The organism is Glycomyces niveus, assembly GCF_017592475.1.
GTDB classification, from domain to species: domain Bacteria; phylum Actinomycetota; class Actinomycetes; order Mycobacteriales; family Micromonosporaceae; genus Glycomyces; species Glycomyces niveus.
In genome coordinates this window covers 260733-285120 of the sequence record NZ_JAGFNP010000003.1, presented here as the reverse complement: position 1 = coordinate 285120, position 24388 = coordinate 260733, and the positions used below count along the sequence as shown (strand labels likewise).

The window sequence follows — 24388 nt, the reverse complement described above, 5'->3', positions numbered from 1 at the left end:
TGCGTTCATCGCGGTGTCAGCCGCGGCCCCGAAGCTGAGGCGATGAGACGCTTCCTCACTGCCGGCGCGGTTGCGGCGGTCGCCGCTGCCGCGTTGTTCGTCGCCCTGCCCGACCCCGCCGACGCCCATCCGCATCGCGAGTTCGACCTGCAGGCCCACCGCGGTGGGCTCGGGTTGGTCGTCGAGAACACGTTGCCCGCGTTCGCGAACGCGCTCGAGCTCGGGGTGAGCACGCTCGAGTTGGACGTGCAGATCACCGAGGACGGCTTCGCGGTCGTCACGCACGATCGGCGGGTGAGCGGCGCGAAGTGCCTCGACACCGCACCCGCGTTCGAGGGCGACCCGGAGTACCCGTACGTCGGGAAGTACGTCAAGGACCTGACGCTCGCGCAGGTGCGCACGCTCGACTGCGGGAGCCTCGCGCAGGCCGCCCACCCGAACCAGGAGACGCACCCGGGCGAGCCGATGCCGCTGCTGAGCGAGGTGTTCGACCTGGTGCGCGAGTGCCGCGCGCGGGGCGTGAAGCTCAACATCGAGACGAAGGTCGAGGCCGGTGCGCCGCACGAGACGGCGCCGCGGGAGGCATTCGTCGAGACCGTGGTCGCGGACATCCGCGAGGCGCGGATCGGGCGGCAGGTGACGATCCAGAGTTTCGACTGGGGCGCGCTGATGCTCATGCGCGAGACCGCGCCGGAGCTGCCGATCGTGGCGCTGACGAACATCTCGTTCCTGCAGACCGGGCAGGCCGGGGCGTCGCCGTGGCTGGGCGGCATCGACATCGACGACTTCGGGGGCGACCCGATCGCGGCGGTGGACTCGTTCGGCGCTGACGCGTTCTCGCCGGTGCACGGGACGCCGCAGAACGGGAAGGTCACCGACCCGGGGTACGTGCCGTACGTGACCGAGGCGATGGTCGACCACGCCCACGAGTACGGGATCGAGGTCGTACCGTGGACGGTCGACGACGAGGCGACGATGCGAAAGCTCATCGACGACGGCGTGGACGGCATCATCACGGACTACCCGGACGTGCTCAGCGAGGTCATGGCGGGCTACGGCCTCCGCCTGCCGAAGCGGTACTGCGAGCGGTAGCGGCCGAGCCTGAGGGACGGCGCGAGTCGCCGTTCCTCAGGCCGGGCGGCGCGGCGCGGCGCCGCCGGAGCCCGTTCGGAGAAAAATTGAGCGCTGCGGTCTCGGCGTCCTAGCCGCTCGGCCGGATGCCGAGGTCCGGGCGTGTATTCGCTGGTCCGGAAGTTTTTGAACACGTTCGATCTCATGTTCCGAGGGCTTGTGAATGCATTCACAAGAGCGTGCTTCCGGGATTTCGAGGCCGTAGCTTCGAGGCATGGATGCAACCCAGCTCCTCGCCCAGGCGTCCGATGTGGTCGCCGCCGCCGACCCCGCGGGCCTCATGCCCGCGCGCCAGCAGATGGCGCTGTCCCTCGGATGGCACATCATCCTGGCCTGCTTCGGGGTCGCCTTCCCCGCCATCATCTTCGTGATGCACCTGCGCGGCATCCGCAAGAACGACCCGGTCGCGCTCGACCTCGCCAAGCGCTGGGGCAAGGCCTCCGCCGTGCTCTTCGCGATCGGCGCCGTCTCCGGAACCGTGCTCAGCTTCGAGATGGGCCTGCTGTGGCCCGGCCTCATGGGCACCTTCGGCGACGTGCTCGGCCTCCCCTTCGCCTTCGAAGGCCTCGCGTTCTTCCTCGAAGCGATCTTCCTCGGCATTTACCTCTACGGCTGGGGCAAGATGCCCCCGAAACTGCACCTGCTCATGGTGCTGCCCATGGCGATCACCGGGGTCATCGGCACCTACTGCGTGCTCGCGGTGAACGCTTGGATGAACGCACCCACGGGCTTCGACATCGTCAACGGCGAGGTCGTGAACATCGAGCCCTGGGCCGTGCTGTTCAACCAGCACGCCTTCCTCGCCTTCGCCCACATGTGGCTCGCCGCGTACATGGTCGCGGGCTTCTCGATCGCCGCCGTCTACGCCGTGGGCATGCTCAAGGGCCGCCGCGACCGCTACCACCGGCTCGGCTTCATGGTGCCGTTCGCGTTCGCGACGATCGCGGCCCTCGCCCAGCCCTTCGCCGGGCACTTCCTCGGCCACGACCTGGCCGAACGCCAGCCCGCGAAGCTCGCCGCGTTCGAGTTCGCCGACGAGACCGCCGACGGCGCCACGCCGCTCACCATCGGCGGCATCTACATCGACGGCGAAGTCAGGTGGGCCATCGAGATCCCCTACCTCAGCTCGGTCGCGGCGCTCAACTCCTTCACCGAGCCCGTGCCGGGCCTCGACCAGTTCCCCGAAGAGGACGAGCCGCCGGTCAACTTCGCGCACTACTCGTTCCAGGCGATGGTCGGCATCGGCCTCCTGCTCCTGGCCACGGTCGCGCTGTACTGGTTCCTGCGCTGGCGCAAGGTCGACCTGCTCAAGAACCGGTGGTTCCTGCGGTTCATGGCGGTTTCGGGCCTCCTCGCGGTCACCGCGATGGAAGCCGGGTGGATCGCCACCGAGGTCGGGCGGCAGCCGTGGATCGTCTACGGCGTCATGCGCACGCCTGAGGCCGCGGCCGACCACGCGGGCGGGCTCTGGCTCGTCTACGGCGGCTCCGTGCTCCTTTACGGCGGCATGACGATCGCCGCGATCGCCATCCTCCGCTCCATGGCCCGCCGCTGGCGCGAAGGCGCCGCCGACCTGCCGAGCCCCTATGGGCCGAAGCTGCTCGCCGCGGACGGGCCGGCCGAGATCCGCGACTGCGCCGATGTAAAGGACAGGTCCGCCGAGAAGGACAATGCCGAGCAGGAGGCCGCGAAATGATGACCCTCGAATTCGCCGTCGCCGCCGCGCTCTTCGCCGGGGTCGTCGCCTACGCCCTCTTCGGCGGCGCGGACTTCGGCTCGGGCTTCCACGACCTCACCGCGGGCGGCGCCCGCCGCGGCGCCCCGCTGCGGACGCTCATCGACCACAGCATCGGCCCCGTCTGGGAGGCCAACCACGTCTGGCTCATCTACGTGATGGTCATGTGGTGGACCGGGTTCCCCGAGTCGTTCGCCGCCGCTATGACCACCCTCTACGTGCCGTTCGTGCTCGCCCTGGTCGGCATCGTCCTGCGCGGCGCGAGCTTCGCGTTCCGCAAGTACAGCGAGACCCTGTGGCAGGCCAAGCTCTTCGGAGTCATCTTCGCGACCTCCTCGGTGCTCGCGCCGTTCTTCCTCGGCACCATCGTCGGCGCCCTCGCCTCGGGCCGGGTCCCGGCGGGCGGAAACGGCGACCCGTGGTCGTCGTGGATCAACCCGACCGCGCTGTTCACCGGGGTCATCTCGGTCGGCACCTGCGCGTTCCTCGCCGCGACGTTCCTGACCGCCGACGCGGCCCGGCGCGGCGAGACCGCGCTGGCCGCGCAGCTCCGCATCAGGTCCCTTGTGGTCGGTCTCGCGACCGGGATCGTCGTCTTCGCCGGGCTCATCCCGATCGAGCGCGACGCGCCGACGTTCTGGGACGGCCTGACCGGCCGCGCCGCGCCGGTGATGGCCCTCTCGGCGCTCGGCGGTATTGCGACGCTGGTCCTCTTGTGGCGCAAGCGCTTCGGTCCGGCGCGGCTGACCGCGGTGGTCGCGGTCGCGGCGGTCATGGCCGGGTGGGGGATCGGGCAGTACCCGTGGGTGCTCGTCGACCAGGTGAGCATCGCCGAGGGCGCGGGCGCGACCGCGACGTTGCAGGGGCTCTTGGCAGCCGTGGGCATCGCGGCGGTGATCGTGGGTCCCGCGCTGGGGTACCTCTTCTATCTGACGCAGTCGCCCGAATGGAACGGGGAGGTGCGCGGCGGCGTCCAAGCGGGCGAGGGCGCCGGTCGCGGTGCCTCGCATTGGAGCGGTCGGCTGGGGAACTGACCGCTGCGGAAGGACTTCACACCAGCGGTGGATGAAAGGAGGGCCGGGCGCCAGCGCCCGGCCCTCCTTGGTGCGCTTGTCGTCAGATGCTGAGCGACCAGCTGTTCAGGGTGCCGCTGGAGCCGCCCGAGTAGGTGTCGGTGACCCGCAGCGTCCATGTGCCCGAACGGTTCTCGGTGGACAGGTTGACGCTGTAGGTCGTGTTGATGTTCGCGCCGGAGCCGCCGGCGGCCTTGAGGGTGCGGCTCGTGCCGTCAGGTGCGATGAGGGCGATGGTGATGTCGCCGCTGTACGGGTGGGTGATGCTGACGGTCACCGAGCTCGTGGCCGACGCGGTGCCCGTGCAGGACAAGGCGATCGTGGAGTTCAGCGGCGAGCCCTCGGGGATCGCGGCGGCGGTGGTCTTCGCGCCGTTGCAGTTCGTGGGCGTGCCGCCGGAGGAGCCGCAGTAGGTGTTGAGGTGCGACTGGATCGCGGTCTTCTCGGCCGAGTCGACGCTCAGGTTGTAGAGGTACTTGACGTGGGTCCAGGCCTTGACGTAGTCGCAGCGCAGGCCGGTCGTGTTGACGGGCATCCACTCGGCGGGGTCGTAGTCGCTCTTGGAGGAGTTCGCCGAGGTCGTGGCGATCCACAGCTGCGGTGAGTTGATGTCGTTGGCGAAGGCCTGGCGCTGCGCGGTGGTCCAGGACCAGGCGCCGGAGGCCCAGGCCTCGGAGAGCGCCACGACGTGGTCGATGGTGGCGTTGGAGACCGAGGTGGTCCAGGTGTTGTCGAAGTCGGACTGCCAGTTGCCGGAGGTGGGCTGGCAGCCGTCGCTGGTGACGACGTTCTGGCCGTCGCGCTTGAGTACGTACTGGCGGGCGGTGCAGCTGCCGGTGCCGCTCACGGACTTCCAGTGCGGGAACAGGTCGCGGTCGTAGGTCGAGCCGTGGGACTCGGCGGCGACGGTGAGTGCGTTGAGCTCGGCCTGTGCGGTTGCGGTGGAGGGGATGCCCGGCGGCCGGACGGCTTCGGCGGGCGCGGCGTCGAGGACGACGAGCGAGAGGACGGCCAGCGCTGCCGCGGCGAGCGCGGCGAGGCTCCGGCGGGCGGTGTGGGTCCAGGAAGGCATGTTCGACTCCTGAGGTGAGGCGATGGGTGGCCGGGGGCCGGCCAGGGGGAAGAACGGGCCTGCCCGGGGACGGGACGCAGGCCTGGATTGATCAAATCATGGGATGATCGGCTATGGCAATACTCACAGTAGATTGTTCACATTCCCGACACGGCCCGGTCGGGACGGAAGCGGCGAACGTTCGCCGAAGACCCTTGCCGCACAACGACAACCGCCCGCGCGTGAGGCGCGCGGGCGGTCGTGGATGTTCGAGGCGCGGTCGGGATTCGATGTCGCAACCGGCTGGGAGCATGGATTCGGGGGGTCCCCGGGTGTCCGATTTGCCCGGGACCCTCCGTTCACGTTTCGCCGCTACTGGACGTCGCGCCTCGGGTTGAGCTGGTCGATGAACCAGACGTCGACGAGGTCGCTCACGATGGCGCGCACCGGGTCCGAGGCCTCTTCGATCGGTTCGCCGTCGGTGCGGCCGATGACCACGTACATCAGGTAGTGCCCGTAGGTGTTGTACCCGACCATCGTCGCGGCGCGGCCCAGTTCCTCGGCCTCGCCGTCGGTGCGCAGCGCCGCGAAGCCGCCTTCGAGGCCCGCTTCGATAGCGGCGCGCAGGGCGTCCGCCTCCTCGGCATCGGCGAGGTTGAGCACGCCCGCCGTCGCCGCGTACTCGCCGTCAGGGTTGATGAGCGTCGCGCGCACCGTCTGCGTGCAGTCCGCGTCCTCGAGCAGCTCCGACAGTTCGTCGAGCCCGGCGTCGGCGCAGTCCGAGAGCTCCTCGGTCTCAAGCACCTCATACGCCCCGGTCCCGCCCTCCGGGCTGATCGCATTCGCGCCGAACAGCTCCTCGACCGAGATCGGCTCCGCATCGGTCTCGCGGCTCGCGATCGGGTCGACCACCTCGGGTGCGCCCGCCGTCTCGTTCACTACGGACGGCTGGTCGGCCGCGGCCTCCTCGCTCGGCGCGGCCGGGTCCGGTTCGCCTTCGCGGAGCACGATGAACGCCCCCGCCGCGCAGGCCGCGGCGACCGCCAGCCCGCTCACCGTCGCGAGCGCGACGAGCCACCACTTCGTGCGGCGCCGGGCGCGCTGCGCGGCGCGGCGCAGGGGGCGCGAGGCCTGGATCTGGTCCAGGTGCGCCTCCATCTCCTCTTCAGGCGAGCGGCGCGCGGGCGGCAGCGCGGGGCCGCCGAGCCGCACGGTCGGCGTGCGGTCCTCGGGGCTGAGCCGCGCCGTGGGCGCGCGCATCTGCGAGCGCTCGTCGTACTCCGCCCAATCGAAACCTGGATCGTCCGGAGGCCGGTGCGCCTGCGTCTCCTGGGGGACTCCGAACGGTGACGGGCCATGTGCCATGGAGGCAGCTTAGACCCGGAAACCCCCGAAACCGGGAAACGTTCCCCCGGGAGATGGACGGGGCGAACGGCGTTCATCTCCGCGGGTGACACCCCGCTGCATGTCACGTGTCACGCAGTCCACCGGGGCGCCGCGACGGCGCACGTCTCTAACCGCCCGATCCCGGCGACCCCGCCCGACCCGGCGCGCGACAATGGGGGACATGTCCAAAGGCCCAGCCGACCAGCCAGAGCACTACTTCAGCGAGCAGCCCGCCGTCGAGGACCGCGAGCGCACCGTCGAGTTCTCACTCGACGGCGTCGACTACGAGCTGACCACCTCCACCGGCGTCTTCTCCGGCAACCGCCTCGACCCCGGCACCAGCGTGCTGCTCAACAAGGTCGTGCCGCCCGAGACCGCCGGCACCTTCCTCGACCTCGGCTGCGGCTACGGCCCCATCAGCGCCGTGCTCGCCCAGCGCGACGACGCCGAGGTCTGGGCCGTCGACGTCAACCGCCGCGCCCTCGACCTCACCCGCCGCAACACCGAGAAGGCCCCCGGCACCGTGCACGTCGCCGCGCCCGAAGACGTCCCGGCCGACGTGCGCTTCGACGAGATCTGGTCCAACCCGCCCATCAAGGTCGGCAAGGAGGCCCTGCATGAACTCCTCCAGACCTGGCTGCCGCGGCTGAAGGACGACGGCGTCGCCTGGCTCGTCGTCTCCAAGCACCTCGGCGCCGACTCGCTCGCGCGCTGGCTCGCCGAGCAGGGCTGGGAGGTCGACAAGCACGCGAGCGCCAACGGCTACCGCGTCCTCAAGGTCGAGCGTACCGAGCGGTAGCGGCGCGCCCCTTCCGGCGCGCGCCGCCCGCAATCAGGGACCGGCCGTCACTCGCCCGAAGGCGGGTTCAGGACGATCCCGCTCGCCACGGGCGTGCCGAAGTTCGGCGTCCCGTCCGCGTTGAACGTGAACGGCTGCACCCGGGTCTCGCGGAACGAACCGCAGCCCTGGCCGCTCTGCGGGTTGCCGTGGTACACGATCCACTGCTGCGTCCCGTCAGGCGAGGTGAAGAACCCGTTGTGGCCGGGGCCGAACACGCCGTTCCCCTGCGACAGCACCGGGTTGGCGCTCTTGTCCCAAGAGGACGCCGAGAGCACCGAGCCGCCGTCGTACGTCAGCAGCCCCAGCTTGTAGTCGTCCGTGGTGCACGACGAGGCCGAGAAGACGATGAAGGTCTTCCCGCCGTGCTGGAGCACGACCGGCGCCTCGTTCACGTTGGCGCCCACGGTCTCCCACGACAGCGACGGGGTCGCGATGGTCACCTGCGAGCCGGTCACGGTCCACGGGTTCGACATCAGCGCGATCCGGATCGACTGGTTCGCGCCGACCCACTCCGACCACAGCAGGTACAGCGAGCCGTTGAGCTCCAGGTACGAGCCGTCGATGTTCCACTGGTTCGGCAGCGGCGTGCCCATGAACTCGTACGGCCCCATCGGGGTCGAGGAGGTCGAGCGGAGCACGTGGAGGCGCTGGCCGTCGAAGTTCGTCTGCGAGTTCCCCGAGGTGTACATGAGGTACCAGACGCCGCCGATGCGGTGGAACTCCGGCGCCCAGTGCGAGCAGCAGCGGCTCGTGTTCCCCGAGTCGTCCCAGACGACTGCGTCGGCGGCGGTCTTGAGCCCGGCGAGCGTCGTGGCCCGGCGCATGACCACAGTGGAGTCCCAGGTCGTGGTGGACATGTAGTAGTAGCCGTCGTAGTACTCGATCCACGGGTCGGCGCCGTTGGTGCGGATCGGGTTGGCGACACCGGTGTTCGCGGCCTCGCTGAGGAACCACTTCTGCGCGTTCAGGCCGTTGTAGGTGAACTGCGAGATGCGGGCGCCTTCGGCCGTGGACCACTCCCAGAGGTCGAGGGCCTTGCCCGAGAAGCGGTTGACGAAGCTGAACGAGCCGTCCGAGTGCTCGGTGACCGACCACTGCTGGTTGGTGAAGTTCTGGTCGGTCGCCTGGGCGATCGTCGCCCCGTCGGCGGTGTTCCAGCCCCACACGTCGAGCACGAGGTTCGAGTGGCGGGCCTGGATCTTGTAGTAGCCGCTCCCCGCGTCGACGAACCGGAACTGCTGGTTCGTGCCGGCGTCGCGGCCCCACTGGACCAGTTCGGCGCCGGCGGCGGTGGAGGCACCCTCGATGTCGAGGGCGAGGTGGGAGTGGGCGCTGGTGATGGTGAACCAGACGCCGGTGGTGACCGCTCCTTGAGCGGGCGCGGGGGTCGCGGCGACGAGGCCGAGGGCGGCCATGGCGGCCGCCGCGGCGAGCGCCAGCAGCGAGCGGCCCCGCCGCAGTAGGGCTGTGGACATCAGTGCCTCCGAGTGTGAGGGCGGTCGGCCGCAGCCGACCCATCGGTTGATGGAAATGCGCGGATAAACTAAGCGCCGGGTCCCCCGAGAAGCGGGGAGCGAACTCGCGGGAGCGGTCCGGCAGGACCCTTTTGCATCGTTGTAGAATTTCGGCGGACAGAGGAGGTGCAGATGGCGGCGACCTTGCGCGATGTCGCGAAACTGGCAGGCGTCTCATTCAAGACCGTTTCGAACGTCATCAACGACTACCCGCACGTCCGCCCTGCGACCAGGGAGAAGGTCGAGCGCGCGATCGCCGAGCTCGGCTACAAGCCGAACCTGAACGCCCGCAGCCTGCGCTCCGGCCGCACCGACACCGTCGCGCTCGCCGTCCCCGAGCTCAACCTGAGCTACTTCGCCGAGCTCGCCGGAATGGTCATCGCCGCCGCCGAGGAGTCCGGTCTCACGGTCGTCGTGGAGCAGACCGGCGGCGACCGCGACCGCGAACTCGCGCTGCTGCGCAGCCCGCGCCTGAGCATGACCGACGGCCTCATCCTCAGCCCCCTCGGCATGGGCCAGGAGGACGCCGGCGCGCTCGATGTGCCGTTCCCCCTGGTGCTCTTGGGTGAGCGGACCTTCGACTGGCCCTGCGACCACGTCACCATGCGCAACACCGAGGCAGCCCGCGCCGCCACCGAGTACCTGCTCGACTCGGGCCGCCGCCGCATCGCCGTCATCGGCGAGCACGAGGGCGAGGTCATGGGCTCGGCCCGGCTCCGCCTGCGCGGCTACCGCGAGGCGCTGGCCGAGCACGGGGTGCCGTACGACCCCGCGCTGGTGGTCCGGGCGACCCTGTGGCACCGGGCCGACGGCGCCCGCGCGATGCACGAGCTGCTCGACCGCGACGTGCCGTTCGACGCGGTCTTCGGCTTCAACGACACGATGGCGCTGGGCGCGATGCGCGTGCTCCAGGAGGCCGGCCGCCGCGTCCCCGAGGACGTGGCCGTGATCGGCTTCGACGACCTCGACGAGGCCGCCTACTCGATCCCCTCGCTCACCACAGTGGACCCCGGCCGGGAGTGGCTGGCGCGCACCGCGCTCGGGACGCTCCTGGAGCGGATCGCCGAGACCGGCCCGAAGCAGCCGCCGCGAACCGAGCTGGCGGACTTCACGATCGTGGAGCGCGAGTCCGCGCCCAGGGGCTGAAGACCTGACGAGTTCGCCCCGCGCGCCCCGATCCGCGATCGAACCGGCATCGCAGACGCTCGGCCCGTCCGGGACGGACCGCGCCGCAGCACGGCCCGAGCACCGGCCGGGCGAGGCGCCCGACCTGACCGGGAGCGGCGGGCGCTCGGCCCGCCGCTCCCGTCGGCCTGCTATTGGATGCCCTCTTTCACGAGCCGCCACTGCTGGCAGGTCGCGCCGTTGGCGGTCCACTGCTGCGCGACCGCGCCGTCGGCGGTCGAGCAGCCGGTGATCTCGAGCAGCTTGCCGCTGTTGGCGTTCGCGAACGTCCACCAGCCGCCGCTGGTCGCGGCGTTCCACGACTGCGTCGAGCTGCCCGTCGGACCCCACTGCACCGCGTCCACCCCGTCGGCGGTCTGCGCCGAGGGGATCTCGAGGAGCTTGCCGCTGTTGCGGTTGGTCAGCTGCACCGTGGCGCCGCCGCTGACGGTCCACCGCTGGGTCGCGTTGTTGGTGTCGCCCCACTGGCCCACGGCCGCGCCGTCGGTCGTCGAGGCGCTCAGCACCTCCAGGTACTTGCTGCTGGTGCGGTTCTGCAGCTGGAAGACCGGTGCGAGCGCACTGCTCGAGTACAGGTGGATCGTGTCGAGTTCGGCGAAGTTGGTGCCCTTGGTGAAGCGGATCGTGTTCGTGCCCGCGTTCAAGGTCACCGTCTTTTGCGCCCACGCGTACCGGCCCCAGTCCACAGTGGCCGGGTAGCTGATGGACGAGCCGCTGCCGCCGTTGACGCTCACCGAGTGGGTCGCGGTCGAGCCGAAGCCGTTGTCGTACCGGACGTTCATCGTGTAGGTCCCGGCGGTCGGCACGTTCACGGTGAACTGGACGTAGCTGCCGGCGTTGTTGATGTTGCCGACCTTGGAGCCGTTGGCGGCCTGCACATGCGCCACGGTCGAGGCGTCGTTGAGGGTCGCGTTCTCGGCCTCGTACTGCTGGGCGTCGAGCGGGATCGAGCCCACGCGGATGTCGTTGAGGTCGGAGACGGTGTTCTCGACGTTCACGGCCTGGTAGAGGGTGCGGCCGTCGGCGCTGTAGTCGATGCCCTGCGCGAAGCCGGAGAAGCTGCCACCCTGGGTGTCGCTGGCGTCGTACGTGACCGCCATCGGCAGCCGCTCCCACGGGCCGTCGCCGAGGTTGTAGTTGACGTAGAAGTTCTGGCCGCCGTCGATGTTGCCGCTGCCGTCGAGCGACCACTTCGAGGCCACCACGACCATGCCCTTGGGACCTCCCGTGGGCACCCACTTGACGTACGGCGAGGAGCCGATCGAGCGGCCGTTCGCGAGCTTGATCTGCGTGCCGATGCTGGTCGTGGTGCCCCAGTTGAGGCCGTCGGCCGAGATCTTGTAGTAGACCGGCGCGGTGTTCTGGGACTGGCTGGGGCGGTTGACGACCTCGAAGGTCGCCATGTAGCGGCCGTCGGGGAGCTTGGTCACGGTGATCATGCCGGGGCGGTCGCTCTGGTTGGTCGGCGCCGAGACGTTGACCAGCGAGCCCCAGGTCTTGCCGCCGTCGGTCGAGCGGCGGTAGGACACGGCCTGGAGGACGCCGTTCGCCTTCTGGCGCTCGTCGGAGAAGTACGCGGCGAGGCCGCCGTTGCCGTCGATCGCGAGCGAGGGCTCCCACACGGTGGTGGTGGTCGAGGTGGGCGACGGGTCGTAGACGGCCGGGCCGCCGGTGTCGATGGTGCTCAGGTAGCTCCAGCTGGTGCCCTGGTTGGTGCTCTTGTACACCACGAGGCGGCTGACCGAGCGGTCCTCGGGCATGATCATGCCCGCGAGGAGGATGGTGCCGGCCGTGAGGTCGCCGGTGGTCTGGGTGACCTCGTAGAGGAACGGCTGGGCGGTGCGGGTGAAGGTCGGGAAGGTCGCGCTCGGGTTGACGTCGGCGACCTTGGTCCAGCTCGTGCCGTTGTTGGTGCTGCGGTAGATCGGGTAGACCTGCACGCCGTTCTGGAGCACGAGCTGGTCGAAGGTGACCAGCTGCGTGCCGTTCGAGGCGCCGCTGTTCTTGAGCACGATGATCTTGGCGTAGGTGGTCCCCGCGGGGGTCCCGCCTTCAGGGTTGAACGAGGAGCCGGCGGCGGGCGCGTAGACGAGTGCGCCGTTGCCGGTGGTCACCGCCGCGGCGGGGGCCGGGGCCCAGCCGATGGAGGCGGCGACCGCGGTGAGGAGGAAGGTTGCGGCGGCGAATATCGCTCCACCGCGGCTGAGTTTCCTCAGACCGCGGCCGAGGAGTTGAGGGCTTCGCATGGGACTTCCAATCTTTACAACGTTGTATCATGCGTGCGGGACATCGTAAGACCATCAATGCCCGCTGGTCAAGCCCCTGCTCACGGATCCGGTAACGGATCGGAAACGAAGTAGGAACGAACGGGGGGTCGCGTTGACAGGCGCGGCGGGGCGTGCGTACGATTCCCAGACTTACAACGTTGTACAAGACGGTTCCCCAGTACAGGACCCCCTCGACGTTGTAGGACTACACACCACCATCAGACAGCGCAGTCGCGTTGGGAGGGAACTGAACATGAAACGCAAGACGGTCCTCTTGGGCGGCGCCGGCGGCGCCGCGCTGGCGCTCCTCGGCTCCGCGTGCTCGAACGGCGAGACCGGCGGCCCCGCGACCCTGACCTTCTGGCACGGCTACACCGAGGCCGACGGCGACGTGCTCCAGGGCATCGTCGACGACTTCAACGCCTCGCAGAGCGACATCACGATCAACACCGAGGTCAAGACCTGGGCCAGCATCGACGACACCCTCCTGACGGCGCTGTCCGCCGGCGAGGGTCCCGACATCGTCGCCATGCCCGCCGAGCGCCTGCCGGTCTACGCCGACAAAGGCGCGTTCGCCGAGCTCACCGGCTTCTACGCCGACGACTCCTCGAACACCGCGAACCTCATCCCGGGCGCGGTCTCGATGATCGAGGTCGAGGGCACCAAGTACGGCGTCCCGACCGGCTTCGTGCCGCTGGCGGTCTACTACAACACCGCGCTGTTCGAGGCCGGCGGCGTGACCGACTTCCCGGGCACCTGGGACGAGTGGGTCGCGGCCGCCAAGCAGCTCACGATCGACGAGGACGGCGACGGCACCCCTGAGCAGTACGGGGTCGTCCTGCCGGACCACGCCACCGTCGCGAACGGCCTGTGGCCCTCGCTGTTCTACGGCAACGGCGGCGACATCGTCAAGGAGGAGGTGGACGCGGTCATCGACTCGCCCGAGAACGCCGCGACCCTCGAGTACTGGCGCAAGGCCATTGTGGACGACAAGATCTCGCCCACGGGCATCGACGGCGTCGGCGCCGACGAGCTGTTCGGGGCGGGCAAGGCCGCCATGACCATCGGCGGTCCGTGGATGGCCTCGATCGCCGCCGAGAACGGCATCGACTGCGCGATCGCGGCGATCCCGGCCGGGCCCGCCGCCCAGGCCGCCTCCGCCATCGGCGTCTCGATGGCCGTCACCGTCGACGCGGACGACAACGCCCGCGCCGCCGCCGAGAAGTTCTTCGCGTTCTTCCTCAACGACGAGAACGCCGCCGCCTGGTCGCTCGGCTCCGGCTGGCCGCCCCTGCGCACCGACGTCCCGGCCGAGGCCGTCAACTCCAACCCGGTCGTCGCCTCGCTCACCGAGATCGCCGACCTCGGGCGCCCGCTGCTCCCCGGCGTCGTCAACAGCGTCGACGTGCTCGCCGCCGTGGACGAGCTGACCCAGCGCGCCATCGCGGGCGAGGACATCGCCGGACTGCTCGCCGAAGCCCAGGGCACCATCCAGGACGCGCTCGGCTAGCACCGGTCCTATCCGGACAGACCGGCGGGGACGCCGCCCCTCGGCGTCCCCGCCGCCCCAAGGGGAGTGAAGGAGACCATGACCACCGCACGACCGACGCGCCACCGGTACCGGCCGCCAGCGCCGCTGGGCGGGCGCCGCCGCGCGACCGAGAGCCCGCTGCGCCGGGGCGCCACCGCCTTCGCGTTCCTCGCCCCGGCCCTGATCATCCTGGGCGCGTTCACCGTCTGGCCGATGCTCTCGGCCTTGCGGCTGTCCTTCACGGACGCCAGCGGCTTCGGCGAGCCCGAGTTCGTGGGCCTGGAGAACTACATCGGCGTCTTCACCGACCCCGACATCCTCAACGCCGTCACGAACACCGCGCTCTACACCGTGCTGTTCACCCCGCTCGCGGTCGTCTCCGCGCTCGGGCTGGCGCTGCTGCTCAACAACCCGCGCCTGCCCTTCCGCGGCTTCTTCCGCACCGCCCTGTTCGTGCCGTTCGTGGTCTCGTTCTCCGTGGCGGCCTTCGCTTGGAGCTACCTCGTCGACCCGCAGGTGGGGCTTCTCAACTACTGGCTGCGCGGCTTCGGCATCCAGATCGGCAACGTCCTCGAAGACCCGACCCTCGCGATGCCGATGGTCGTGCTCGTCGCCGTCTGGAAGCTCTTCGGCTTCTACTTCGTGATCTTCCTGGCGGGCCTGCAGGACATCCCGCCCTCGATCTACGAGGCCGCCCGCATGGACGGCGCCGGCGCGTTCTCGCGCCTGCGCAACGTCACGCTCCCGCTGCTGTCCAACACGATGGCGTTCGTGCTCATCTTCGCGATGATCGCCGCCCTCCAGGCCTTCGACCAGATCTACGTCATGACCGGCGGCGGCCCCTACGGCAGCACCCAGACCCTCGTCATGGAGATCTACGAGTCCGGCTTCCGCAAGCTCGACATCGGCTTCGCCTCGGCGCTGTCCTATGTGCTGCTCGCGGCGACCCTGGTGCTGAGCCTCGTGCAGTTCGTGTTCTTCGGCCGCAAAGAAAAGGACCTGGCATGAGCACCGCCCGCCGCTCCCTGCGCGACCTCAAGCCCTCCACTGTGCTCGCGACGCTCGCGTTCGCCGTCGTCACCGCCATCGTGCTGCTGCCGATCGCGATCATCGTGCTCACCGCGTTCAAACCCGCGGCCGAGGTCAACGCCTACCCGCCGAGCCTGCTTCCGGACGACTGGACGCTCGCGAACCTGAAGACCGTCACCTCTGAGCTGCCGTTCGCGCGGCTCGTGGGCAACAGCTTCGTCTTCGCCGGCGGTGTCACGCTCTTCGCGCTCGTCTTCGACTCGCTCGCCGCGTACGCCTTGGCGCGCTTGGACTTCACCGGCCGGAAGGTCCTCCTCGTCGCCATCATCGCGACGCTGATGATCCCCTTCCAGGCCACGCTGATCCCGCTCTACCAGCTCGTGGCCGACCTCGGCTGGGTCAACACGTACACCGGGCTCATCGCGCCGCGTGCCGCCGACGCCTTCGGGATCTTCTTCCTGCGCCAGTTCTTCCTCGCGCTCCCGCGCGACATCGACCAGGCCGCGCGTATCGACGGCGCGGGGGAGTTCCGGATCTTCCGGTCCGTGGTGCTCCCCAACGCCGTCCCCGCCCTGCTCACCTTGGGGCTCTTCACCTTCGTCAACAACTGGAACGACCTGCTGTGGCCGCTGGTGTTCACCACCGACGCCGAGATGGGCACCATCACCTCCGGCCTGACGCAGCTCACCGGACCCAGCGGCATCGTGCCCCACGGCGTGATGATGGCCGGCTCGCTCATCGCGATCCTCCCGCTCGTCATCGCGTTCCTCTTCATCCAGCGGCGCTTCATCGAGAACATCGCAACGACAGGACTCAAATGACCGGCTCACCCACTTGGCACCGCGACGGCGGCTTCCACTTCGCCGTAGGTGTCGAGGACACCTTCGTGCCCCAAGCCGGACCTGGCGAACGGCCGATCGACGAGTACGAGCTCACCGAGCATTATGGGCGGTGGCACGACGACCTCGGCCTCGCCGTCGAAGCCGGCGCCGAACTGGTGCGCTGGGGCGTCCCATGGCACCGCGTCCAGCCCGAACCCGGCCGCTGGGACTGGTCCTGGGTCGACCGCGTCATGGACCGGTACGCCGAACTGAACCTTCGACCCATTGTGGACCTCATGCACTACGGCACTCCACTGTGGCTCAACGACCAGTTCGCCAACCCGGACTATCCGAAGCTCGTCGCCGAGTACTCGGCCGCCGTCGCCGAACGCTACGCGCACCTCGGCGTCGCCGACTACACGCCGGTCAACGAGCCCATGATCCACGCCCTCTTCTCCGGCGAATACGCCTACTGGCCCCCGTACCTCTCAGGGCCGCAAGGACTCACGACCATGACCGGGCAGCTCGCGCGCGGCTTCGTGCTCGCCCAGCGCGCCATGGCCGACGTCCTCGGCGACCGCGCCGTCTTCGTCCACGTCGACGCCGGCATGCGCTACGTCGGCGACATCGACGCCCCCGAGCACCGCGACCACGCCGCCCGCCTCAAAGAGCAGGTCTTCCTCGTCGAAGACCTCGTCACCGGCCGCGTCGGGGCCGATCATCCACTTGCGCCATACCTGCGCGCCAACGGCTTCGGCGACGACGACTTCGCGTGGTTCACCGAAGCGCCCGTGCTGCCGGACGTCATGGGCGTCAACTACTATCCGCGCCACTCCACCGAGGTCTTCGAAGCCGGGGTCTTCCACGGCGGCGGCTTCCGCGACCCGCGCCCGACCCGCGACGACGGCGTCGCCGGCATGAACGAGCTCATCCGCGAGGCCCACGCCCGGTACGGGGCGCCGGTGATGCTGACCGAGACGTGCGTGACCGGCTCGGTCAAGGAGCGCATCGACTGGCTCGACGAATCCGTTGCGGCCCTGCACGACTTGCGCGCCGCCGGCGTCCCGGTCATCGGGTACACGTGGTGGCCCCTGTTCGACATGTACGAGTGGACCTACCGCCATTCCGAGCTGCCGCGCGAGGCGCACCGGCTCACCATGGGGCTGTGGCGGCTCGAGGAGACCGCCCACGGCCTTGCGCGGGTCCGCACCGAGATCGTCGACCGCTTCCGGCACCACGCGCTCGGCGAGTGACAGGGCCAGCGGGCCGGACGGACGGTGTCCACTTCCTGACACCGCACTTGCGAGGGCCGCTCGCGATGACGTAGCGTAGCGGCCGTAAACGAATAACCACCCACGGGAGTCCGATGCATCGGGCTGAGAGGGGACTGGGTAGTCCCGACCGTCGAACCTGATCCAGATCATGCTGGCGCAGGGAGAAGGAGCTATGCGCGCTACTCGTCTACCCCGACTTCACGTCATCACCGACACCCGCGAGACCTTCGCGCCGCTCGCCGCCGTCGAGGCGGCCTTGGCGGCCGGGGCGAAGCTCGTCCAGGTGCGTCCCGAGGACCACTTCACCGACCGGGCCGCGTTCGACCTCGCCACCGCGATCGCCGCGCTCTGCGACCAGTACGGCGCGTTGTGCCTGGTCAACGACCGCGTGCACATCGCCCAAGCGGTCGGCGCCGACGGCGTCCACCTCGGCGCTGACGACCTCCCGATCGACGCCGCCCGCCGCATCCTCCCCGCCGCCTCCATCATCGGCGGCACCGCCCGCGACCCCGAGTCGGCGCGCGCGGCCCGCCGCGCGGGGGCGACGTACCTCGGCGTCGGCCCGGTCTGGGGCACGACGACCAAGACCGGTCTGCCGCAACCGATCGGGCTTGAGGGCCTGGCCGCGGTGTGCGAGGCGGTCGACCTGCCGGTGATCGCGATCGGCGGCATCACCGCCGAACGGGCGAAGCTCTGCCGCGAGGCCGGGGCTCATGGCGTGGCCGTGGTCGGCGCGGTGTCGGGCGCGGCGGACCCGCAGGCTGCGACGGCGGAACTCCTTGCGGCTGTGGGAGAGAGTGCGGAAAGGTCTCCCAGCCGAAGCGCCGTCGGTGAACGTGAGCGCCACGGTCCGGTCGCAGGAGAGCGGTGTGCGCAGGGCGCCTTCGCGACCGGCGCGCAGCCGAGCGTTGCGAGCCGGGCGCACGATCGACTCAAGGACTCGATCTCCCCCGATGCCGGCTTCCTGCGAGCGGTGGGCGAAGCCTGATGCGCATCGCCATCGTCGGCGCCGGCTCGATCGGGCTCGCCGTCGCGTGGCGGGCCGCCCAGTCCGGCGCCGAGGTCGTCGTGCACGACCCGGACCCGGGCTCGGGTGCCTCGCGCGTGGCCGCGGGCATGATCGCGCCCGTCACCGAATCCCATTACGGCGAGGAGGCCCTGGGGCCGTTCATGGCCGCGTCAGCCGACGCCTGGCCCGGCTTCGCACGCGCGCTCGAAGCGGCCTCAGGGCTCGATGTCGACTTCCGCGACGTACCGACGCTCGTGGTCGGCGTCGAGGACGGCGACCGCGCCGAGATCGACCGCCAGGCCGAGCTCTACCGGCTCACCGCAAGGAACGTCGAACCGCTCACTGCGCGCGCCGCCCGCAAAGTCGAGCCGTTGCTCAGCCACAAGGTGCGCGGCGGCGTGCTCGCGCCGGAGGACCGCGCGGTCGATCCGCGGGTAGTACACGACGCACTACTGATCGCGGCCGAGCGAGCCGGCGTCGGACTGCGGACCGAGTCGGTTGAAGACCTCGCCGCGCTCGACGCCGATCAGGTCGTCATTGCGGCCGGATGCGGTTCGGCGAACTTCTCCGGGACAGGCGCGAGCGCATCTATGGGAAGCGAACCCGGTGACGCCGGTGCCGGCAAGCGGGGCACTCGCGTGAGCGGCGCCGAATTCGAGCCGCGCGCTGCTCTCGCGAGCGGCGCCGTCTCCGAAGCGGGCGGCGAGCACTCGGGAACCGGGGAGCGGAGCGAGCGCGGAACCGACGCTGAGGCGCGCGGCGAGAGCCCGGGGGCTGCGGCGCGCGTCGGCGGTTCCGGCGATCCCGATGCCAGGTGGTCGCTGCCAGTGCGGGCGGTGCGCGGGGCCGTGTTGCGGCTGCGGGCGGTCGGCGACCAGCCGCTGCCGCGGACTACCGTGCGCGGCTTCGTGAAAGGCCACCCGATCTACATCGTGACCCGCGAGAGCGGGGAGGTCGTGGTCGGCGCATCGAGCGACGAGCGCGGGTTCGACCGGCGCACCGGCACCGCCGGCGCGGTGCACGATCTGCTGCGACGGGCGATCGAGCTCGTGCCCGAGATCGCGGAGTACCACCTCGACGAGGTGAGCGTCGGCTTCCGGCCCGGCACCCCTGACAACCTGCCGCTCATCGGCCGCCTCGATCCGCGCACGATCGCCGCGACCGGCCACTACCGCAACGGCATCGCGCTGATCCCGGCCACGGCCAGCGCGGTCGCCGCACTGCTCGCCGGAAACGAGCGAGCGGTCCCGGCGGCCTTCGACCCGCGGAGGTTTGAGGGCGCGGGCCGTCCCTCTGGGTCGCGATTCGCGAGCGCCCCCGAATCGATGGTGACCGCTGGGTCTGACACTGCCGGGGGCTCCAGGCTCGATCGCGGTCTTTCAGTGACCGATGACATTTCCACTCAGGAGGCCGACTCATGAGCATCGAAGTCAATGGCGAAGCACGCGAAGGCATCGCCACCATCACTGACGCCGTCGCGGCCGTCACCAGCGCTCGGCGCGGCATTGCCGTCGCCCTGAACGGGGAAGTCGTGCCGCGGTCGGAATGGGACCGGCCGCTCGCCGACGGCGATGCCGTCGAAGTGCTCACCGCGACGCAAGGAGGCTGACATGGAGCAGCGCATCACATCCGACGCCGACTTGAAGATCGCCGACAAGACCTTCACTTCGCGCCTCATCCTCGGCACCGGCGGCGCCGCCAACCACGCGCAGCTCGCCGAGGCGATCACCGCTTCCGGGACCGAGCTCGTCACCGTCGCGCTCCGCCGGGTCGACCCCGCCGCTTCGGGCTCCATTCTGGATGTCATCGAGCGGTGCGGCGTCGAACTCCTGCCCAACACCGCCGGGTGCTTCACCGCCGAGCAAGCCGTGCGCACCGCCAAACTCGCCCGCGAGGCCTTCGGCACGAACTGGATCAAACTCGAGGTCATCGGCGACGAGGACACCCTCCTCCCCGACCCCGTCGAACTCCTCGACGCCGCCGAAACCCTCGTCGCCGACGGCTTCACCGTCCTCCCGTACACCAGCGACGACCCCGTGCTCGCCCGCCGCCTCGAAGACGCCGGATGCGCCGCGGTCATGCCCCTCGCCGCGCCCATCGGCACCGGCCTCGGCGTGCGCAACCCGCACAACCTGGCGCTGATCTGCGAACACGCCGACGTGCCCGTCATCTGCGACGCCGGCATCGGCACCGCCTCCGACGCCGCGCTCGCCATGGAGCTCGGCTGTTCGGCCGTGCTCCTCGCCACCGCCGTCACCCGCGCGGCCGACCCCGCGCTCATGGCCGCCGCCATGCGCGACGCCGTGAACGCCGGCCGCGCCGCCCGCCTCGCCGGGCGCATCCCCAAGCGCCACTTGGCGAACGCGTCCTCCAGCTTCGAAGGGATGGCCGACCTGTGAAGCGCCGCCACCCCCAACCGCCGGTCGCCTTGACGATCGCGGGCTCCGACTCCGGCGGCGGCGCCGGCGTCCAGGCCGACCTGCACACCTTCGCCGCCCACGACGTGCACGGCACGAGCGCAGTCACCGCGATCACCGCCCAGAACACCCGCGGCGTCACCGCCGCCGAAGGCGTCTCGCCCGGTCTCGTCCGGGCCCAGCTCGACGCCGTGCTGAGCGACTTCTCCGTGGCCGCGGTGAAGACCGGGATGCTCGGCAGCACCGAGATGCTCGCGCTCGTCGCCGAATACGGCCAGGCCGACCGGCTCCCGAACCTCGTGGTCGACCCGGTCATGGTCACCACCAGCGGTGACCCGCTCTTCGACGGCGATCCCGCCGCCTACCTCGGCGAGCTAGGGCCGCTCGCGACCGTTCTGACGCCCAACCTCATCGAGGCCCGCCAACTGCTCGGCCGGGAGATCGAGGACCTCGCGGACATGCGGGAAGCGGCGCGGGCGCTGGCGACCTTCGGGCCCCGCGCGGTCCTCGTCAAAGGCGGCCATCTCGAGGCGGTCGCCTCGGGCGAGGCGGCGGTCGTGATCGACGTGCTGTGGTGCGACGGCCACATGGTCGACCTGCGGATGCCGCGGGTCGAGACGCGCAACAGCCACGGCACCGGCTGCACGCTGGCGGCCGCGATCGCGGCCCGGCTCGCGCTGGAGCACCCGCTCGTGCAGGCGATCGGCGGCGCGAAGGCGTATGTGGCCGACGCGCTGCGGGCCGCCGCCGACTGGCGGCTCGGCTCCGGCCCAGGGCCGGTCGACCACCATCACGGCCGCAAGCACACGGTCCTGTGAGCAGGAGAGCGCATGGGTCGGTGCTCGCAGTCGGTGGCCTCGCGTGCCGGTGCCGATGCGCGGTTGCCGCTGCGCTTGGGCGTCGTCGCGGGCCGGCTCCGGCTCCGATGTCGCCGCGAGCGGGTTCGTCGTGAGTCCGGGTCGCGTTCGCAATCGCCCCGAATCCGATGGTGCCCGCGGGGTCTGACAGTTTTCGCGCCGCCGGATCGGCCGGCCGGCGCTTGCGTCGCCGGTTTCGTCGGCGGGCGCGTTCTCCGCGTCCCCGGCTCGACCGGTGGGCGCGTGCACGGTTTCGAGAGTTCTCAGGAGACAGCATGAACGCCAGAAGCAAGGTCTACGTCGAAGGGCCGCGGCCCGACATCCAGGTGCCGTTCACCCAGGTCGAGCTCAGCGGCGGCGAGGAGCCGATCCGGCTCTACGACACCTCCGGCCCCGGCTCCGACCCCGAGGTCGGGCTGCCGAAGCTCCGCGAGGCGTGGATCGCCGAGCGCCGCGACGCCGCGACCAGCAGGATCGAGCACGGCGGCGCCGAGCTCGACTGCCCCACCCAGCTGCACTACGCCAAGCAGGGCATCGTCACCCCCGAGATGGCGTACGTCGCCGTCCGCGAAGGCCTCGAGGCCGAGTTCGTGCGCGCCGAGATCGCCGCGGGCCGCGCGATCCTCCCCGCGAACGTCAACCACCCCGAGACCGAGCCGATGATCATCGGCAAGAACTTCCTCACCAAGATCAACGCGAACATCGGCACCTCCGCGGTCTCCGACTCCGTGGCCGCCGAGGTCGAGAAGCTCACCTGGGCCACCAAGTGGGGCGCGGACACCGTGATGGACCTCTCCACCGGCAAGCACATCCACGAGACCCGCGAGCACATCATGCGGAACTCCCCGGTCCCGATCGGCACCGTCCCGCTCTACCAGGCCCTCGAGAAGGTCAACGGCGACCCGGTGAAGCTCACCTGGGAGGTCTACCGCGACACCATCATCGAGCAGGCCGAGCAGGGCGTCGACTACATGACCGTCCACGCCGGGGTCCTGCTGCGCTACGTCCCGCTCGCCGCCCAGCGCGTGACCGGGATCGTCTCGCGCGGCGGCTCGATCATGGCCGCCTGGTGCCTCGCCCACCACGAGGAGAACTTCCTCTACACGCACTACCGCGAGCTGTGCGAGATCTTCGCGAAGTACGACATCGCGTTCTCCCTCGGCGACGGCCTGCGCCCCGGCTCGATCGCCGACGCCAACGACGAGGCCCAGTTCGCCGAGCTCCGCACCCTCGGTGAGCTCACCCACATCGCCTGGGAGTACGACGTCCAGGTCATGGTCGAGGGCCCCGGCCACGTCCCGATGCACAAGATCAAGGAGAACGTCGACCTCCAGCAGGAGATCTGCGGCGAGGCCCCGTTCTACACGCTCGGCCCGCTCACCACCGACGTCGCGCCCGCCTACGACCACATCACCTCCGCGATCGGCGCGGCAATGATCGGCTGGTTCGGCACCGCGATGCTCTGCTACGTCACGCCCAAGGAGCACCTGGGGCTGCCGAACCGCGAGGACGTCAAGGACGGCGTGATCGCCTACAAGATCGCCGCGCACGCCGCCGACCTGGCCAAAGGCCACCCGAAGGCCCAGGAATGGGACGACGCGCTCTCCAAGGCCCGCTTCGAGTTCCGCTGGCAGGACCAGTTCAACCTCTCGCTCGACCCCGACCGGGCCCGCGAGTACCACGACGAGACCCTGCCGGCCGAGCCCGCGAAGACCGCCCACTTCTGCTCGATGTGCGGCCCGAAGTTCTGCTCGATGAAGATCAGCCAGGAGCTGAAGGAGTACGCGGCGAAGGGCATGGCCGAGAAGAGTGACGAGTTCGCCGCCCAGGGCAACCGCGTGTACCTGCCGCTCGCCGCCGCCGACGGATCGTGACCCTGTTTCCTATAGGATCCACGATCCGGCGGGCGCGCCGCGTGCTGTAGCCGAGGTCACGGCGGCCGCCTTCAGGGCGGCCGCCACCACCACGTAGACTAGGCAGCTGTTGTTCGAGTGCATCCGCGCGAGGCCCCTCCGGGCCGCACCGCCGAAGCACTGTCCAACGAATCCCACACCGGCCGCGCAGCGGCGGGTGCACCGCTTCCGGCCGGGCCGATTCACGGCTGGCAAGTTTCGCCGAGGCGGGGGGATTCAGGCGGTCCCGCCCTCAGCCGCGGGATTCGTTCCACACCGACAACGAAAGCTAGGTAAACCTGTGCGCACGTACAGCCCTAAGCCGGGTGACATTGACCCGCAGTGGCTCGTGATCGACGCGACCGACGTGGTGTTGGGCCGGCTCGCGACGCACGCTGCCGATCTGCTCCGAGGCAAGCACAAGCCGACCTTCGCGCCGAACGCGGACACCGGTGACTACGTCATCATCGTGAACGCCGAGAAGGTCGTCCTGACCCGGAACAAGCTCCAGACCAAGAAGGCCTACCGCCACTCCGGCTTCCCGGGCGGTCTCAAGGAGAAGTCGTACGCCGACTTCATGGAGAAGGCCCCCCACAAGGTCGTCGAGAAGGCCGTCTTCGGCATGCTGCCGAAGAACAAGCTCGGCCGCGCCGTGTCCAAGAAGCTGAAGGTCTACGCGGGTCCCGGCCACCCGCACACCGCCCAGCAGCCGAAGCCGTACGAGATCAAGAAGATCGCGCAGTAGGCGCGGGCGGAACAGGAGCATCCACATGAGTGACGAGATCCAGGCCACCGAGGCCACCGAAGCCGCCGAGGTCGTCGAGACCGAGGCCCCCGAGGCCGTCGAGGCCCCCGTCGAGATCCCCGAGGTCCCCGCCGACGTCGCCGCCGCGCCGTCCGTGCCGAGCATCCCGGTGGTCCCCGCCGACCGCGCGATCCAGACCGTCGGCCGCCGCAAGCGCGCCATCGCCCGCGTCCGCCTGGTCGCCGGCACCGGCAAGTACGTCGTCAACGGCAAGACCCTCGAGGACTACTTCCCGAGCAAGGTCCACCAGCAGACCGTGGCCGAGCCCTTCGTGACCGTCGAGGCCGGCGACAACTTCGACGTCCTGGTGAACATCCACGGCGGCGGCGCCACCGGCCAGGCCGGCGCGCTCCGCCTCGGCATCGCCCGGGCCCTGGTCGAGATCGACCCGAACACCCGCCCGGCCCTCAAGGCCGCCGGGTTCCTGACCCGCGACGCCCGCGAGAAGGAATCGAAGAAGTACGGCCTCAAGAAGGCCCGCAAGGCACCGCAGTACTCGAAGCGCTAGCGCGCCCGCCCCGGCCGCAGTGCGGCCCGCCATCCGCGGGTTTGCACGGCCGGGGGAACACG

20 protein-coding genes, 1 pseudogene and 1 riboswitch are annotated in these 24388 nt (G+C 70.1%); of the genes and pseudogenes, 17 read left to right on the top strand and 4 right to left on the bottom strand.

Annotated elements, in window-relative coordinates; translation table 11 throughout:
* The first annotated feature begins 42 nt into the window (after nt 1-42).
* From J5V16_RS07070 to J5V16_RS07060, 3 genes are all read left to right on the top strand, one after another.
* Nucleotides 43-1092, top strand: a complete 1050-nt coding sequence (locus J5V16_RS07070) for a glycerophosphodiester phosphodiesterase family protein (RefSeq protein ID WP_208495376.1) — start codon at nt 43-45, stop codon at nt 1090-1092.
* Between the two features lie 253 nt (nt 1093-1345).
* A complete protein-coding gene (locus tag J5V16_RS07065; RefSeq protein WP_208495375.1) occupies nt 1346-2827 on the top strand; it encodes a cytochrome ubiquinol oxidase subunit I in 1482 nt (493 codons plus the stop codon).
* Entirely contained in the window at nt 2827-3900 is a 1074-nt protein-coding gene (locus tag J5V16_RS07060) for a cytochrome d ubiquinol oxidase subunit II (RefSeq protein WP_408612392.1), read from the top strand. The genes J5V16_RS07065 and J5V16_RS07060 overlap by 1 nt, the downstream gene beginning before the upstream one ends.
* Before the next feature lie 82 nt (nt 3901-3982).
* On the opposite strand, the gene J5V16_RS07055 is transcribed toward J5V16_RS07060, so the two are convergent.
* Nucleotides 3983-5011, bottom strand: a complete 1029-nt coding sequence (locus J5V16_RS07055) for a proprotein convertase P-domain-containing protein (protein WP_208495373.1) — start codon at nt 5009-5011, stop codon at nt 3983-3985.
* A gap of 351 nt (nt 5012-5362) precedes the next feature.
* Complete coding sequence (locus tag J5V16_RS07050; protein ID WP_208495372.1) at nt 5363-6355, bottom strand: hypothetical protein; 993 nt, start codon at nt 6353-6355, stop codon at nt 5363-5365.
* A 202-nt stretch (nt 6356-6557) separates the two neighbouring features.
* On the opposite strand from J5V16_RS07050, the gene J5V16_RS07045 reads away from it, so the two are divergent.
* Entirely contained in the window at nt 6558-7175 is a 618-nt protein-coding gene (locus J5V16_RS07045; RefSeq protein ID WP_208495371.1) for a class I SAM-dependent methyltransferase, read from the top strand.
* Nucleotides 7176-7222: 47 nt separating this feature from the next.
* Here the strand turns inward: J5V16_RS07045 and J5V16_RS07040 are convergent, their stop codons facing one another.
* Entirely contained in the window at nt 7223-8692 is a 1470-nt protein-coding gene (locus tag J5V16_RS07040; RefSeq protein ID WP_208495370.1) for a family 43 glycosylhydrolase, read from the bottom strand.
* A 171-nt stretch (nt 8693-8863) separates the two neighbouring features.
* On the opposite strand from J5V16_RS07040, the gene J5V16_RS07035 reads away from it, so the two are divergent.
* Entirely contained in the window at nt 8864-9877 is a 1014-nt protein-coding gene (locus J5V16_RS07035) for a LacI family DNA-binding transcriptional regulator (protein WP_208495369.1), read from the top strand.
* Between the two features lie 170 nt (nt 9878-10047).
* Here the strand turns inward: J5V16_RS07035 and J5V16_RS07030 are convergent, their stop codons facing one another.
* Entirely contained in the window at nt 10048-12162 is a 2115-nt protein-coding gene (locus tag J5V16_RS07030) for an RICIN domain-containing protein (protein ID WP_208495368.1), read from the bottom strand.
* A gap of 274 nt (nt 12163-12436) precedes the next feature.
* Between J5V16_RS07030 and J5V16_RS07025 the strand changes: the two genes are divergently transcribed.
* The 12 genes and pseudogenes from J5V16_RS07025 (at nt 12437) to rpsI (ending at nt 24326) form a co-directional block, all read left to right on the top strand.
* Nucleotides 12437-13693, top strand: coding sequence for an extracellular solute-binding protein (locus tag J5V16_RS07025; protein WP_208495367.1), 1257 nt, complete (start codon nt 12437-12439; stop codon nt 13691-13693).
* Between the two features lie 78 nt (nt 13694-13771).
* Nucleotides 13772-14722, top strand: a complete 951-nt coding sequence (locus tag J5V16_RS07020) for a carbohydrate ABC transporter permease (RefSeq protein ID WP_208495366.1) — start codon at nt 13772-13774, stop codon at nt 14720-14722.
* Nucleotides 14719-15564 (top strand): carbohydrate ABC transporter permease, encoded by an 846-nt coding sequence (locus J5V16_RS07015; protein ID WP_208495365.1) that lies wholly within the window; start codon nt 14719-14721, stop codon nt 15562-15564. The genes J5V16_RS07020 and J5V16_RS07015 overlap by 4 nt, the downstream gene beginning before the upstream one ends.
* On the top strand, nt 15561-16817 hold the full coding sequence (locus tag J5V16_RS07010) for a family 1 glycosylhydrolase (protein ID WP_208495364.1): 1257 nt from the start codon (nt 15561-15563) through the stop codon (nt 16815-16817). The genes J5V16_RS07015 and J5V16_RS07010 overlap by 4 nt, the downstream gene beginning before the upstream one ends.
* Before the next feature lie 92 nt (nt 16818-16909).
* Nucleotides 16910-17020: riboswitch (TPP riboswitch) on the top strand.
* Nucleotides 17011-17628, top strand: a pseudogene (thiE, locus tag J5V16_RS07005) (thiamine phosphate synthase); the annotation flags it as partial. (Overlaps the previous riboswitch by 10 nt.)
* A 197-nt stretch (nt 17629-17825) precedes the next feature.
* Nucleotides 17826-19268, top strand: coding sequence for an FAD-dependent oxidoreductase (locus J5V16_RS07000; protein WP_208495362.1), 1443 nt, complete (start codon nt 17826-17828; stop codon nt 19266-19268).
* Nucleotides 19265-19456 (top strand): sulfur carrier protein ThiS, encoded by a 192-nt coding sequence (gene thiS / locus J5V16_RS06995; RefSeq protein ID WP_208495361.1) that lies wholly within the window; start codon nt 19265-19267, stop codon nt 19454-19456. The genes J5V16_RS07000 and thiS overlap by 4 nt, the downstream gene beginning before the upstream one ends.
* Before the next feature lies 1 nt (nt 19457).
* The gene (locus J5V16_RS06990; RefSeq protein WP_208495360.1) at nt 19458-20246 is read left to right on the top strand and encodes a thiazole synthase; all 789 of its coding nucleotides are present in this window, start codon (nt 19458-19460) and stop codon (nt 20244-20246) included.
* Entirely contained in the window at nt 20243-21082 is an 840-nt protein-coding gene (gene thiD, locus J5V16_RS06985) for a bifunctional hydroxymethylpyrimidine kinase/phosphomethylpyrimidine kinase (RefSeq protein ID WP_208495359.1), read from the top strand. Before J5V16_RS06990 ends, thiD begins: the two co-directional genes overlap by 4 nt.
* Before the next feature lie 314 nt (nt 21083-21396).
* Complete coding sequence (thiC, locus tag J5V16_RS06980; protein WP_208495358.1) at nt 21397-22995, top strand: phosphomethylpyrimidine synthase ThiC; 1599 nt, start codon at nt 21397-21399, stop codon at nt 22993-22995.
* A gap of 319 nt (nt 22996-23314) precedes the next feature.
* A complete protein-coding gene (gene rplM, locus J5V16_RS06975) occupies nt 23315-23758 on the top strand; it encodes a 50S ribosomal protein L13 (protein WP_208495357.1) in 444 nt (147 codons plus the stop codon).
* A gap of 25 nt (nt 23759-23783) precedes the next feature.
* Nucleotides 23784-24326, top strand: coding sequence for a 30S ribosomal protein S9 (gene rpsI, locus J5V16_RS24265; RefSeq protein ID WP_208495356.1), 543 nt, complete (start codon nt 23784-23786; stop codon nt 24324-24326).
* Nucleotides 24327-24388: the final 62 nt, after the last annotated feature.